Annotated in this window: 16 protein-coding genes; all 16 read right to left on the bottom strand. The window is 62.1% G+C overall.

Annotation, left to right across the window (positions count from 1 at the left end):
- Window positions 1-27: 27 nt before the first annotated feature.
- On the bottom strand, window positions 28-618 hold the full coding sequence (gene hisB, locus JaAD80_RS18060) for an imidazoleglycerol-phosphate dehydratase HisB (RefSeq protein WP_092801522.1): 591 nt from the start codon (window positions 616-618) through the stop codon (window positions 28-30).
- 19 nt (window positions 619-637) lie between these two features.
- Window positions 638-1,732 carry a histidinol-phosphate transaminase gene (gene hisC / locus JaAD80_RS18055; protein ID WP_102296047.1) on the bottom strand — a complete coding sequence of 365 codons (1,095 nt, stop codon included), beginning with the start codon at window positions 1,730-1,732 and terminating at the stop codon, window positions 638-640.
- 33 nt (window positions 1,733-1,765) lie between these two features.
- Complete coding sequence (locus tag JaAD80_RS18050) at window positions 1,766-2,734, bottom strand: site-specific DNA-methyltransferase (protein ID WP_308410621.1); 969 nt, start codon at window positions 2,732-2,734, stop codon at window positions 1,766-1,768.
- Window positions 2,731-4,056 carry a histidinol dehydrogenase gene (gene hisD / locus JaAD80_RS18045; protein WP_102296045.1) on the bottom strand — a complete coding sequence of 442 codons (1,326 nt, stop codon included), beginning with the start codon at window positions 4,054-4,056 and terminating at the stop codon, window positions 2,731-2,733. Before hisD ends, JaAD80_RS18050 begins: the two co-directional genes overlap by 4 nt.
- 24 nt (window positions 4,057-4,080) lie before the next feature.
- Window positions 4,081-4,761 (bottom strand): ATP phosphoribosyltransferase, encoded by a 681-nt coding sequence (hisG, locus tag JaAD80_RS18040; protein WP_102296043.1) that lies wholly within the window; start codon window positions 4,759-4,761, stop codon window positions 4,081-4,083.
- 18 nt (window positions 4,762-4,779) lie between these two features.
- Complete coding sequence (gene murA / locus JaAD80_RS18035) at window positions 4,780-6,030, bottom strand: UDP-N-acetylglucosamine 1-carboxyvinyltransferase (RefSeq protein ID WP_102296041.1); 1,251 nt, start codon at window positions 6,028-6,030, stop codon at window positions 4,780-4,782.
- Window positions 6,031-6,034: 4 nt separating this feature from the next.
- Window positions 6,035-6,271 carry a BolA family protein gene (locus JaAD80_RS18030; RefSeq protein ID WP_034753824.1) on the bottom strand — a complete coding sequence of 79 codons (237 nt, stop codon included), beginning with the start codon at window positions 6,269-6,271 and terminating at the stop codon, window positions 6,035-6,037.
- 46 nt (window positions 6,272-6,317) lie between these two features.
- A complete protein-coding gene (locus tag JaAD80_RS18025; protein ID WP_102296040.1) occupies window positions 6,318-7,079 on the bottom strand; it encodes an ABC transporter permease in 762 nt (253 codons plus the stop codon).
- A complete protein-coding gene (locus JaAD80_RS18020; RefSeq protein ID WP_102296038.1) occupies window positions 7,076-7,993 on the bottom strand; it encodes an ABC transporter ATP-binding protein in 918 nt (305 codons plus the stop codon). Before JaAD80_RS18020 ends, JaAD80_RS18025 begins: the two co-directional genes overlap by 4 nt.
- A 209-nt stretch (window positions 7,994-8,202) precedes the next feature.
- On the bottom strand, window positions 8,203-8,550 hold the full coding sequence (locus JaAD80_RS18015; protein WP_102296037.1) for a lipid asymmetry maintenance protein MlaB: 348 nt from the start codon (window positions 8,548-8,550) through the stop codon (window positions 8,203-8,205).
- A 52-nt stretch (window positions 8,551-8,602) separates the two neighbouring features.
- Window positions 8,603-9,238, bottom strand: coding sequence for a phospholipid-binding protein MlaC (locus JaAD80_RS18010; protein WP_102296035.1), 636 nt, complete (start codon window positions 9,236-9,238; stop codon window positions 8,603-8,605).
- A 71-nt stretch (window positions 9,239-9,309) separates the two neighbouring features.
- Window positions 9,310-10,182, bottom strand: coding sequence for a VacJ family lipoprotein (locus JaAD80_RS18005; RefSeq protein ID WP_258003069.1), 873 nt, complete (start codon window positions 10,180-10,182; stop codon window positions 9,310-9,312).
- Between the two features lie 11 nt (window positions 10,183-10,193).
- Entirely contained in the window at window positions 10,194-10,664 is a 471-nt protein-coding gene (gene mlaD / locus JaAD80_RS18000) for an outer membrane lipid asymmetry maintenance protein MlaD (RefSeq protein ID WP_102296032.1), read from the bottom strand.
- A 79-nt stretch (window positions 10,665-10,743) separates the two neighbouring features.
- Window positions 10,744-11,529, bottom strand: coding sequence for a lipid asymmetry maintenance ABC transporter permease subunit MlaE (gene mlaE / locus JaAD80_RS17995; RefSeq protein WP_102296030.1), 786 nt, complete (start codon window positions 11,527-11,529; stop codon window positions 10,744-10,746).
- A complete protein-coding gene (locus tag JaAD80_RS17990) occupies window positions 11,526-12,335 on the bottom strand; it encodes an ABC transporter ATP-binding protein (RefSeq protein ID WP_102296028.1) in 810 nt (269 codons plus the stop codon). Before JaAD80_RS17990 ends, mlaE begins: the two co-directional genes overlap by 4 nt.
- A gap of 241 nt (window positions 12,336-12,576) precedes the next feature.
- Window positions 12,577-14,040, bottom strand: a complete 1,464-nt coding sequence (locus JaAD80_RS17985; RefSeq protein ID WP_102296026.1) for a glutamate synthase subunit beta — start codon at window positions 14,038-14,040, stop codon at window positions 12,577-12,579.
- Window positions 14,041-14,070: the final 30 nt, after the last annotated feature.

The raw sequence follows: 14,070 nt of genomic DNA, 5'->3' as shown, positions 1-14,070 counted from the left end.
TCTCGGAATCTACAGGATAGCGGGCGCTTACAGGCTGCCCTTGGTCGACGGAATGATGCCGGCCGCGCGCTCGTCGAGCTCGGCAGCCATGCGCAGCGCGCGGCCAAAGGCCTTGAACACGGTTTCGCACTGGTGGTGGGCATTCGTGCCGCGCAAGTTGTCGATATGCAAGGTCACGCCCGCGTGGTTGACGAAGCCGCGGAAAAATTCCAGGGTCAGGTCGACGTCGAAGCCGGCGATCATGGCGCGCGTAAACGGGATGTGGTATTCGATGCCCGGGCGGCCCGAGAAATCGAGCACCACGCGCGACAGCGCCTCGTCCAGCGGCACATAGGCGTGGCCGTAGCGGCGGATGCCCTTCTTGTCGCCGATGGCCTTGGCCACGGCCATGCCCAGGGTGATGCCCACGTCTTCCACCGTATGGTGGTTGTCGATATGCACGTCGCCGGTCGCTTCGATATCCAGGTCGATCAAGCCGTGGCGGGCGATCTGGTCCAGCATATGGTCGAGGAAGGGCACGCCGGTGTTCAGCTTTTGCTGGCCGGTACCGTCCAGGTTGAGGGCGACGCGAACTTGCGTCTCATTGGTGTTGCGCGTGATTTCTGCGGTGCGGGTCATGGGAGGCTCTGGCGATTGGCTAAACGAGGGATACCTTGAAGGCATCGTAAAAAACGGAATTGTCTTCCGGGGTGCTGACGCTGATGCGCAGGCAATTGGCCAGCGCAACATGCATTTTACTCATATTTTTAATTAAAACCCTGTGGGCAAGCAGTTTGGCGCAAACATCGTCGGCATCAGCCACACGAATCAGAAGAAAATTTGCCTTCGAGGGAAACACGGTCACGCCAGGCAGCTCTGCCAGGCGCAGCGCCAGGTCATCGCGCGCGCTGTTGAGCAAGGCCGCCTGCGCATTGAGCACATCGATGTGTTCAAGCGCGAATTCGGCCGCCGCCTGCGTCAGCACATTGACGTTGTATGGCGGGCGCACTTTTTCAAATTGCGCCAGCAGCTTGGGTGCTGCCGACATATAGCCGAGGCGGATGCCGGCCAGGCCCAGTTTCGACACGGTGCGCATCACCACCAGGTTTTCGAACTCGGGCAGGCGGCCCATGAAACTTTGCTGCGCGAACGGCTCATACGCTTCATCGACGACGGCGATGCCCGTGTCGCCGAGCGCCGCGAGGATGCGCTCGATATCGGCGCTGGCAAACAGGTTGCCCGTCGGGTTGTTCGGGTACGCGAGGAAGACCAGCGCCGGGCGGTGCTGTTCGATGGCCGCCAGCATGGCCGGCATGTCCAGGCTGAAGTCACTCTTCAAATGCACGCCGACGAAATCCATGCCGGCAAACTGCGCCGAACGCGCATACATGACGAAGGCGGGAACGGGCGCCAGCAGCACGGCGCGCTGGCCCGGCTGCTGCGTGGCGCAGGCCATGGCCAGGATGGAGATCAGTTCATCGGAACCGTTGCCCAGCAGGACATCGTAGCCGGCGGGCACGCCGAGTTTGGCGCAAATGGCGTGTTGCAGGCTGGCGTACGACGGCGGGTAGCGGTTCAGCACGACACTGGCCAGGCGCGCGCCCAGCGCGTCGCGCAAATGCTGAGGCAGCGGATACGGGTTTTCCATCGCATCGAGTTTGATATATCCGCTGGCATCGGCTACCTGGTAGCTGTTGACGGCCCGCACATCGGGCCGCACGGTGTTGCTGATTAACTGATCGAGGAAAGACATGCTGCAAACACTCCTGAGGGAATTAAATGGAGACTAAATAACGACGTCTTCCGGCACGGCGGCGCTGCGCGCCTTGCGGGCCAGGGCTTTTTTCACGGCCGGCGGCTTTTTTGCGGCGGGCGTTTTTTTACTCACCGCCTTGGCGGCCTTCGGCGCGGTGCTGGCCGCGGTGCGGCGCTTGGCCGCGACCTTCTTTTCCGCCTGCGGCGCGGCCGGTTCGGCCAGCTCCTGTGCCAGCGCCGTCAATCGCTGTTCGATAATGGCGCAGTAGTCGGGATTGAGTTCAAAGCCGACGAAGTCGCGACCGCAGCGCTTCGCCGCCAGCGCCGTGGTGCCGCTGCCCATGAACAGGTCGAGCACCACGCCGCCGGGCGGGCACGAGGCCTTGACCATGCGCTCGATGATTTCGAGCGGCTTTTGCGTCGGGTGGTCGGCCCGTTCCGGGTGTTCCTTGTGCAGGCGCGACACGCTCCACAAGTCTTTCGGGTTGTAGCCCACTTCCAGCCATTTGGCGCCGATGAAAATCGAACGCGAACGGGCTTTCTTGGTGGCCGCGTCGTAGGCGATGCGCACCGCGTCAAGGTCGAAGTAGTAATCCTTGCGCTTGACGAAGAAGCCGATGGTGTCGTGCACCGATGAAAAGCTGCGCACGCTGCCGCCCATGGACGGCACGCGGCGGTCCCAGATGATTTCATTCATCATCGCCATGCGCTGTTTCAGCATGACGAAGATCTCCGGCGAATAGCGCCAGGTCAGAAAAATGTACAGGCTGCCGTTGGCTTTCAGCTTGGGCAGCGCCGCATCGATCCACTGTTCCGTCCAGCGCAGGTAGTCGGCCACCGACTGCTGGTCCGAGGCATTGCCGTAATCCTTGCCCAGGTTGTACGGCGGGTCCGTCAGGATCAGGTCCACCGAGCCATCGGGAATGCGCGCCAGCCCCGCCAGCGCGTCTTCGCAATACACCCGGTTGACCCAGTCCGGCCGCTCCGCCGCTGCCATCATGGCTGCGGCTTCAAACGCAGTTCCGCGCTGCGCGCGTGCGCTTGCAAGCCTTCGCCGTACGCCAGCGTGGCGGCGACACGGCCCAGGGTTTGCGCGCCCGCTTCACTGACGTGAATGATGGACGAGCGCTTCTGGAAGTCGTACACGCCCAGCGGCGACGAGAAGCGCGCCGTGCGCGAGGTCGGCAGCACGTGATTGGGACCGCAGCAATAGTCGCCCAGCGATTCGGACGAGAAGCGACCGAGGAACATGGCGCCCGCGTGGCGGATCTGTTCGGCCCACTGCTGCGGGTTGTCCGCCGAGATTTCCAGGTGTTCCGCAGCGATGGCATTGGCGATCTCGCAGGCCTCTTCCATGCTGCGCACCTTGATCAGCGCACCGCGGTCGGCCAGCGAAGTGCTGATGGTGGCCTGGCGCGGCATCGTCGGCAGCAGCTTGGCGATGCTCTCTTCGACTTGCGCGATGTAGTCCGCGTCCGGGCACAGCAAAATGGCTTGCGCCAGTTCGTCGTGCTCGGCCTGCGAAAACAGGTCCATCGCCACCCAGTCCGGGTCCGTGGTGCCGTCGCACAGCACCAGGATTTCGGATGGTCCGGCAATCATGTCGATGCCGACGATGCCGAACACGCGGCGCTTGGCGGCGGCCACGTAGGCGTTGCCCGGACCGACGATCTTGTCCACGGCGGTGATGCTCTGCGTGCCATACGCCAGCGCGCCGACGGCTTGCGCGCCGCCGATGGTGATCACACGCGTCACGCCGGCGATGGCGGCGGCGGCCAGCACCATCTGGTTTTTCACGCCATCGGGCGTCGGCACCACCATGATGATCTCGCTCACGCCCGCCACGTGCGCGGGAATGGCGTTCATCAGCACGGACGACGGATACGCGGCCTTGCCGCCCGGAACGTAGATGCCGACCCGGTCCAGCGGCGTGATCTTCTGCCCCAGCACCGTGCCATCGGGCTCGGTGTAGGTGAAGCCGCGCAATTCCTCGCGCTGGCGTTCGTGGAAGGCGCGGATGCGCTGGGCGGCGATCTGCAGCGCCTCGCGCTGGGCCGACGGCAAGCCGTTCAGGGCCGCCTGCAATTCGGCCTGCGAAATATCGAAGGCTGCCATTTCCGCAGCGCCGCCATGCGGGATGCGGTCAAAACGGTTGGTGTATTCCAGCACGGCGGCATCGCCGCGCGTCTTCACATCGGCCAGGATTTTTGCGACCGACGTTTCAATCGCCGCATCGGTACCCTCCTCGAACGCCAGCAGCGTGTCGAGCGATTGTTGGAAACCTTCCTGGCTTGAATCGAGCTTGCGTATCTGTATCGGCATAATCGGCTTTCTGCTACTGAATGTCTAGGCTTGCGAGGCGGTTTGCGAGGCGCGTTCAAACGCCTCGATGATCGGCTGCAGGCGCTCGCGCTTGAGTTTTAACGCCGCCTGGTTGACCACCAGGCGCGACGAGATTTCCATGATGTGCTCAACCTCGACGAGGTTGTTGGCGCGCAGGGTGCTGCCGGTGCTGACCAGGTCGACGATGGCGTCGGACAGGCCGACCAGCGGCGCCAGTTCCATCGAACCATACAGCTTGATCAGGTCGACGTGCACGCCCTTGGCGGCGAAATGCTCGCGCGCCGTGTGCACGAACTTGGTGGCCACGCGCAAGCGCGCGCCCTGGTGCACGGCTTTTTCGTAGTCAAAACCGGCCTGCACCGCCACCGACATGCGGCAGGCGGCGATATTCAGGTCGATCGGCTGGTACAGGCCTTCGCCGCCGTGTTCCAGCAACACGTCCTTGCCGGCCACGCCGAAATCGGCCGCGCCGTACTGCACATAGGTCGGCACGTCGCTGGCGCGCACGATGATGACGCGCACGTTCGGATCGTTGGTGGCCAAAATCAGCTTGCGCGAGGTATCCGGGTTTTCCAGCACACGGATGCCGGCCGCTTCCAGCAACGGCATGGTGTCTTCAAAAATGCGGCCCTTCGACAGCGCCAGAATCAGCTGGGAGCTATCTCCCGTGTTCGATCCGTTCATGCTCGTTCCTTGTTATTGTTATTTGACGCGTACGATGTTGGCACCGACTGCAGAGAGCTTCACTTCCATGCGGTCGTAGCCGCGGTCGAGGTGATAGATGCGGTCGATCAGGGTTTCGCCATCGGCGGCCAGGGCCGCGATCACCAGCGATGCCGAAGCGCGCAGGTCGGTGGCCATCACGGGTGCGCCGCGCAGCTGCTTGACGCCGGCGATGCTGGCGGTATTGCCGTCGATGGTGATGTCGGCGCCCAGACGGTTCATTTCCTGCACGTGCATGAAACGGTTTTCAAAAATCGTCTCGGTGACGCGGCTGGCGCCATTGGCGATGGTGTTGACGGCCATGAACTGCGCCTGCATGTCGGTCGGGAAGCCCGGGTATTCCGTGGTGCGGAAGCTGACGGGATTCGGACGGGCCGACATCTCGGCGCGGATCCAGTCGGCGCCGAAGGTCATCGTCAGGCCCATGGCGCGCAGCTTGTCGAGCGCCGCGTCGAGGATATCGGTGCGCACGTTGCGCAGGGTGATATCGCCGCCGGTGGCCGCCACGGCGCACAGGAAGGTACCCGTTTCGATACGGTCGGCGATTACCGCGTGCGAGGCGCCGTGCAGCGCGTCGACGCCCTGGATCACCAGGCGGCTGGTGCCGATGCCGTCGATCTTCGCGCCCATGGCCACCAGCAGGTGCGCCAGGTCCGTCACTTCCGGTTCGCAGGCGGCGTTTTCCAGGATGGTCTCGCCTTCGGCCAGGGTCGCAGCCATCAGCAGGTTCTCGGTGCCGGTGACGGTGATCATGTCGGTGACGATGCGCGCGCCTTTCAGCTTGGCGCACTTGGCGTAGATGTAGCCCGCTTCAATGCGGATCTCGGCGCCCAGCGCCTCCAGACCCTTGATGTGCTGGTCGACAGGACGCGAACCGATGGCGCAGCCGCCCGGCAGGGAAACCTTGGCTTCGCCGAAGCGCGCCAGCAGGGGACCGAGCACGAGGATCGAGGCGCGCATGGTTTTCACCAGTTCATACGGCGCTTCCAGGGTGTCGATGGCGCTGCCGTTGAGGACCACGCGGTCGCCGTCCTGCTGCACTTTCAGGCCCGTCTGGCCCAGCAGTTTCAGCATGGTGGCGACGTCGTGCAAATGCGGCACGTTGCTCAGGTTCAGGTCACCCGCCGTCAGCAGGCCGGCGCACAGGATGGGCAGGGCGGCGTTTTTCGCGCCAGAGATGGCGATGTCGCCGTTCAGGCGGTTGCCGCCGTTGATCAGGAGCTTGTCCATGTGCTTATCCTTGGAATTCTTCAGGTGTCAGGGTTTTCATCGACAGCGCGTGGATTTCTTCGCGCATGCGGTCGCCCAGTGCCGCGTAGACGATCTGGTGGCGCTGAATCAGGCGCTTGCCGGCAAACGCGGGCGAGACGATCACGGCCTGGAAGTGCTGGCCATCGCCCTCCACTTCAAGGTGCGTGCATTCGAGGCCGGCCGACAAGTAGCCGTGGATCAGTTCTGGTGTGGTGGTCACGATAAGTCCTTGATATTGAATAATGTGGTGATGTGATGTGCCGCGATCAGTGGCGCAAGCGATAGCCGCTCTTGAGCAGGCGGATCGATACCAGCGCCAGGATCACGAGGAAGCCGGCGACGATGGATAAACTCAGCCACGGGCTGACGTCGGAGGTGCCGAAGAAGCCGTAGCGGAAGCCGTCGATCATGTAGAAAAAGGGATTCAAATGCGACACCGTCTGCCAGAACGCGGGCAGCGAGTGGATCGAGTAGAACACGCCCGACAGGAAGGTGGCCGGCATGATCAGGAAATTCTGGAAGGCGGCCAGCTGGTCGAATTTCTCGGCCCAGATGCCGGCGATCAGGCCCATGGTGCCCAGCATGGCGGCGCCCAAAAAGGCGAAGACGACGATCCACAGCGGTGCGACAAACGACAGGTCGGCGAACCAGCAGGTGATGGCAAATACGCCAAAGCCCACGGCCAGGCCGCGCGCGACCGAAGCGAGTACATACGCCGAGAAGATTTCCCAGTGCGACAGGGGCGTGAGCAGCACGAACACCAGGTTGCCCGTGATCTTGGACTGGATCAGCGAGGACGAGGAATTGGCGAACGCGTTTTGCAGCACGCTCATCATCACCAGGCCGGGAATCAGAAAGGCCGTGTAGCTGACGCCGGGGCTAGGCTCGACCCTGCCGTCGAGCACATGGCCGAACACCAGCAGGTACAGCATCGACGTGAGCACGGGCGCGGCCACGGTTTGCGTCGCCACTTTCCAGAAGCGCAGCGTCTCTTTGTAGACGAGGGTGCGAAATCCTGTCGAAATCATACGGTACCTTTATCCATGATCTGCAAGAAGATATCTTCCAGGTCGGCTTGTTGCAATTGCATTTCGTCGATCTCGGCGCCCGCTTCACGCAGGCGGGCGAGGATTTTCTCGACTTCGCTGTATTCGTTGACGCGCAGGCTGAACTTGTTGGGCGCCTGCGGCTCCTCCGGGTGCAAGACCAGGTGCCGCAGGTCGGCCGGCAAGACGCCGTGTTTCAGGTGCACCTGCAGCTGCGAGCCGGCGATGCGGCGGATCAGGGCCGACATGGTGTCGAGCGCCACCACCTTGCCGGTTTTCAGCATGGCGACGCGCTGGCACATGGCTTGCGCCTCTTCCAGGTAGTGGGTGGTCAAGACGACGGTGTGGCCGCCTTCGCGGTTCAGGCGCGAGATGAACTTCCACAGGGTCTGGCGCAGTTCCACGTCGACGCCGGCGGTCGGCTCATCGAGCACGATGACGGGCGGCTTGTGCACCAGCGCCTGCGCGACGAGCACGCGGCGCTTCATGCCGCCGGACAGGGCGCGCATGTTGGTGTCGGCCTTGCCGGTGAGGTCAAGGTTTTCCATGACCTCGTCGATCCATTTGTCGTTGTTCGGCAGGCCGAAATAGCCGGACTGCAGACGCAGGGTTTCGCGCACGGTGAAAAACGGATCGAACACCAGTTCCTGCGGCACCACACCCAGGTTGCGGCGCGCATTGCGGAAGTCCTTGACCACGTCGTGGCCGTGGATCTTGACGGTGCCCGCGTCGGGCCGTATCAGGCCGGCGATGATGGAAATGAGGGTGGTCTTGCCGGCGCCGTTGGGACCGAGCAGGCCAAAGAACTCGCCTTCCTCGATGGCCAGCGACACGCCGCCCAGCGCCTTGAGCGATTTATAGCTCTTTTCTACATTCGTTATTTGAATTGCGGTCATGTGCTTGTTTCAAGTGTGATGCGTCTGGTGTGATGCGCCAGTGCCGGCAAAATCCAGGCCGACAGGCCGGTGCAGGGCGCCACCTTCAGGGAGGACGGCGCAACAGTCAATTATAGTTGGAAAATTCGTGGAACACTTGGAGTTCAATCCGTCGGCGCTGCTGGCCTGCCGGCTTGAAAGCTACTGCTGATGCGGGGAGTGGGACAGGATCAATGATGATGCAGGTCGGACGGGCTGCGTTCGGCGTGGCCGCCGGCGCTGGCGCAGTCGTCGGCGCTCAAGGTGCTCGAGACGAGCGAGCAGACGCCATACAGCTTGGTGAGGTTTTTCAGGTTGTCCGGCAGGTTTTTCAGCTCCAGCACGCCGCCCGCATCCTGCGCCGCGCGTTGCCACGTGAGCATGACGGAGACGGCGGCCGAATCGACGGCCTTGACGTTGCGCAAATCAAACTTCGTCTGGCCCGAGCGGATGGCGTCCAGACCCTGCTCCAATGCCGAGGTGGCATTGTGCACGGTCAGGGAAGTCAGGGACTGCAAGGTGTCAAGAGAGTCGGGCATGGCGTCGGGCTGCGCTGGTCTGGAGCTGGGTCAGGAGCTATATGATAGCCGATTATTTGGCTTTGGCAGCGGGACGGCTGGCCAGGGCCTTGTTTTTCGCTTGCAAGGTCTTGATCAGGCCATCGATGCCGCCCTTGCTGATCTCGCTGGCAAAGCTGCTTTTGTAGGTTTCCACCAGCCACGCGCCCAGCACGTTGATGTCATAGATCTTCCAGCCGGCCGGGGTTTTCGCCACGCGGTAGTTCAGGGGCACGGGTTCGCCGCGCGCCATGTTCACCTGCGAACGCACTTCCACGTCCGTATCAGCGGGATCGGCGCGCAGCGGCTTGAATTCCACGGTTTCGTTCTTGATCTGCGACAGGGCGCCCGAATACGTGTAGATCAGCAGGGTGCGAAATTCCGCCGCCAGCTGCTTTTGCTGCTCCGGCGTGGCATCGCGCCAGAAGCGGCCGGCGGCCAGGGCCGTCATGCGCTGGAAGTCCACGTAAGGCAAGATCTTGCTTTCCACCAGTTCGGTGACGCGCTTGATATCGCCAGCCTGGATGGCCTTGTCGTTCTTGGCCGTGTCGATCACGTCCTGGCTGATGCGTTTTACCAACACATCGGGCGCTTCCACGGCAGGCGCGGCCTGGGCGGCGGTGGCAAAGGCGATGGTCGCCATCGCGAGCAATTGTTTCATCAATTTCATGGTTGTACCTTTCATGGTGTTGCTATGCACCGGCTGGCGTTGATCGCAGCCGTGGTGTTCTTGCGTCCAGTTTACTCTTGCGACCTGGCTTCGACAGCGACGGTATTGCTACCAGATGTTACGAGGCCGGCAGGCGCCATGTCGGCCGCTGCCGTGGCAGGCGGCGTTTCCACCGGGGCCGGCTGCGGTTGTGCATCGTACTCCGGCGCGTAATCGCTGGTGTCGTTTTTTGGCACTTTACGGTCGCGGCGGTCCGTGTCGCCGTCGAATACCTTGCTTTCGCGTGCCTGCAGGAAACCGTCACGGATGAATTCATAGCGGTCCAGCGCAGCCGCTTCCATCAGGTTGGTGGCGTCGAGCAGCGCGGCGCGCTTGTCGACCACGCGCGTCACCGTGCCGATGTTGCGCACATAGGCCGGATCCTTGTAGCGCCATGGGTCGCCCGCGATATCGAGCGGCAGGGCCACCGTGTCGCGCACGGTCGACGGGCCCAGCAGCGGCAGCATCACGTACGGACCAGACTGCACGCCATACCAGCCCAGGGTCTGGCCAAAGTCTTCGCTATGCTTGGGAATGCCCGCCTGCGACGCGATGTCGATCAGGCCGAAGATACCGAAGGTCGAGTTCATGCTGACGCGCACGACGTCCTGCAAGCCCGCTTCGCCCTTGCCTTGCAGCAAGTTGTTCATGGCGCTCCACACGTCGGACAAGTTGCCGAAGAAGTTGCCCACGCCCGTTTGCACGAACGACGGCGTGACCTTCTTGTAGGCGGTGGCGACCGGTTTCAGGGCCACCTGGTCAACGGTATCGTTGAACTTGAACATGGCGCGGTTGTAGCCCTCAAGCGGGTCGCGCGGATTGGTGCCGGTGGCGCAAGCGCTGACGCTGGCGGCGATGGCCAGGGCCAGGCCGATACGCGCCAGGCTGCCTTTGTTGCTATTCATGGTCGACTCGCTCATTTGCTGTCCTTTCCTTCCGCTGCCTTGCTGTAGATGAACTGATTGATCAGGTCTTCCAGCACTGTGGCCGATTGAGTACGGGCAATCTTGTCGCCCTCCGCCAGGTTGGCCAAATCACCGCCTGCTTCCAGGCCGATATATTGTTCACCCAGCAAACCGGCCGTCAGAATCTTGGCCGAGCTGTCTTTCGGAAATTTGTAGCCATCTTCGATGTCGAGTTGCACCAGCGCCTGATACGTCTTGTCGTCAAACGTGATGGCCGCCACGCGGCCCACCACCACACCGGCGCCCTTGACGGGCGCTTGCGGCTTGAGGCCGCCGATATTGTCGAACTTGGCTGTAATGGTATACGTCTTGCTGAACGACAGCGAGCTCATATTGCCGGCCTTGAACGCCAGAAACATCACCGCCGCCACACCCAGCAAGACGAACAGGCCCACCCAGACATCCAAAGATTTACGTTGCATAAACAATCCTAAATAATTTTTACTTGCTGCCCCCTGCGCAAACCCTGCGCCAGCGGCTAATTTTGTCGCCGATCGGCAATTACTTGCTAAACATCAACGCCGTCATCATGAAATCGAGCCACCACACCATCAGCGACGAAATCACCACGGTGCGCGTGGTGGCACCGGAGACGTCTTCCGGCGTCGGCTGTGCCTGATAACCCTGGAACAGGGCGATGAAGGTCACCGCGACGCCGAAGACCATGCTTTTGACATAGGTGCCGTTGCCAATATCTTTCCAGACATTCACGCCGCCCTGCATCTGCGACCAGAACGAGCCTTCGTCGACGCCGATCAGCACCACGCCGACCAGATAGCTGCCGATGATGCCAACGGCCGTGAAGATGCCGCCCAGAATCGGCATGGCGATCACGCCGGCCCAGAAACGGGGCGCCAGCACGCGCTGGATGGGGTTGACGGCCATCATTTCCATGGCCGACAGCTGCTCGCCCGCCTTCATCAGGCCGATTTCGGCCGTCAGCGAGGTGCCGGCGCGGCCGGCGAACAGCAGTGCCGTCACGACCGGACCCAGCTCACGCATCAGTGACAGCGCCACCAGCTGCCCCAGCGACTGCGTCGCGCCGAAGGTGCTCAGTGTGTAATAGCCTTGCAAACCCAGCACCATGCCGACGAACAGGCCGGACACGGCAATGATCACCACCGAGCGGCTGCCGATATAGAACAGCTGCTCGACCACCAGGCGCGGACGGCGCCACAGGCCACCCGAGGCGCCGATGATGACAAAGAAGGAACGCACGGCAAAGCCGAGGTCTTGTACCGAACGACGCAACCACGCTCCGATCGCTGCCAGGAAACCGGCGATCATCGGCCCGCTCCCGCTTGCAGACCCAGGTCGTCGGCCAGCGACTTGCCCGGATAATGGAAGGGCACGGGGCCATCGGCCTCGGCATTGACGAACTGCTTGACGTACGGATGCGTCGACACGGCCATCTCGGCGGGCGTGCCGTGCGCCACGATCTTGCCCGATGACAGAAAATAGACGTAATCAGCGATGGCGAAACACTCCTTCACATCGTGCGATACCAGAATAGACGTGGAGCCCAGCGCATCGTTCAAATTGCGGATCAAATTGGCCGTCACGCCCATGGAAATCGGATCCAGGCCGGCGAACGGCTCGTCATACATGATCAATTCGGGGTCGAGCGCGATGGCGCGCGCCAGGGCGACGCGGCGGCCCATGCCGCCGGAAATCTCGGCCGGCTTCAGTTGCGCGGCATTGCGCAAGCCCACGGCATGCAGTTTCATCAGCACCAGGGTGCGGATCAGCTCTTCATTCAAGTCCGTGTGTTCGCGCAGCGGGAAGGCGACGTTCTCGAACGCCGTCAGGTCCGTAAACAAGGCGCCATGCTGGAACAGCATGCCCATCTTGCGGCGCAGCTGGTATAACTGCTCGGTCTTGAGCGTATGCACGATCTGGCCGTCGACATTCACGGAGCCCGAACTGGGCCGCAATTGTCCGCCGATCAGGCGCAATACGGTTGTCTTGCCACTCCCGGAACCACCCATGACGGCCACAACTTTTCCACGTGGGAAATCCATTTGAAGGCCCGATAAAATCGAACGTTCTCCATAGGCAAAGTGTAAATCACGGATTTCAACAAGATTTGGCACGACGAGACTCGCTATTTTAATGGCGTATTGTAGTGCAGAAACGCCAATCTCTGCTGAGGCGCCCCCTTGTGCAACCCGGTAGAGGGGGAGAATACAACACTAATGAATCGAAAGTCAGATATTTTATTGTAAAAAACGCCTGCCTGCACGTCCATCCCCCAGCGCCTGGCGACGTGACTAAAATAACAAGGGCCACGGCGCAACGCGCGCCGTGGCCCCCGCTAGAGCAAGCGAGCGAAATCTAGCGCGGCAGCAGGGAGCCGCCCATCAGGAATTCATCGACGGCGCGCGCGCACTGGCGCCCTTCGCGGATGGCCCACACCACCAGCGACTGGCCGCGGCGCATGTCGCCGGCGGCAAACACCTTGGCCACCGAGGTCTGGTAGCAGCCGGCCCCATCCGTTGTCGCCTTGACATTGCCGCGCGCATCCGTGTCGACGCCGAACGCTTGCAGCACCTGTTGTACGGGAGAAACAAAACCCATGGCCAGGAAAACCAGGTCGGCCTTCATCTCGAATTCCGAGTTCGGCACTTCGCTCATCTTGCCGTCTTTCCATTCGACTCTGCAGGCGATCAGCTTTTCCACCTTGCCGCCCTTGCCTTCGAAACGCTTGGTGGCCACGGCCCAGTCGCGCTCGCAGCCTTCCTCGTGCGAGGACGAGGTGCGCAGCTTGGTCGGCCAGTACGGCCAGACCAGCGGCTTGTTTTCCTGTTCCGGCGGCTGCGGCATCAGTTCGAACTGCGCCACCGAGGCGGCGCCATGGCGGTTCGAGGTGCCGACGCAGTCGGAGCCCGTGTCGCCGCCGCCAATCACCACCACATGCTTGCCGGTGGCCTTGATCTGATCCTTGAGTTTGTCGCCCGCGTTGACCTTGTTTTGCAGCGGCAGGAAATCCATGGCGAAATGCACGCCTTTCAGTTCGCGGCCCGGCACGGGCAGGTCGCGCGGCTGCTCGGCGCCGCCGGCCATGATGACGGCGTCGAATTCCTTTTCCAGGTCTTCGGGGAAAATGGTTTCCTTGGCCCAGTTGTTCACGTGGGCAGGGAAGTCCTTGCCGACCAGCACGCTGGTGCGGAAGACCACGCCTTCGGCTTCCATCTGTTTCACACGCAGGTCGATGTGCGACTTTTCCATCTTGAAGTCGGGAATGCCGTAGCGCAGCAAGCCGCCCACGCGGTCGCTCTTTTCAAACACGGTGACGGCATGGCCGGCGCGTGCCAGTTGCTGCGCCGCCGCCAGGCCGGCAGGGCCGGAACCGACGATGGCCACTTTCTTGCCCGTGCTGAATCCCGCTGGCTGCGGCGTGACCCAGCCGTGCTCCCAGCCCATGTCGATGATTTTATGCTCGATGGACTTGATGCCGACCGGATCTTCGTGGATGCCCAGGGTACAGGCCGATTCGCACGGCGCCGGGCAGATGCGGCCCGTAAATTCCGGGAAGTTATTCGTCGAATGCAAAACGTCGAGCGCTTCGCGGTAATTACCGCGGTACACCAGGTCATTCCAGTCGGGAATGATGTTATTTACGGGGCAACCCGTGGTACAGAAGGGGATGCCGCAATCCATGCAGCGCGCGCCCTGCACGGTTGCTTGCGCATCCGACAGGTGCAGCACGAATTCCTTGTAGTTCTTCAGACGCGCGGCAGGCTCCAGATAGTGCTCGTCCTGGCGCTTGAATTCCATGAAGCCGGTAATTTTACCCACGATGTTTCCTTTGTATTTGGCTGGCGGGGA

This window comes from Janthinobacterium sp. AD80, from assembly GCF_002878455.1.
Taxonomy (GTDB): Bacteria; Pseudomonadota; Gammaproteobacteria; order Burkholderiales; family Burkholderiaceae_D; genus Janthinobacterium.
The sequence above is the reverse complement of the archived record's forward strand: the minus strand, read 5'-3'. Positions and strand labels throughout refer to the sequence as shown.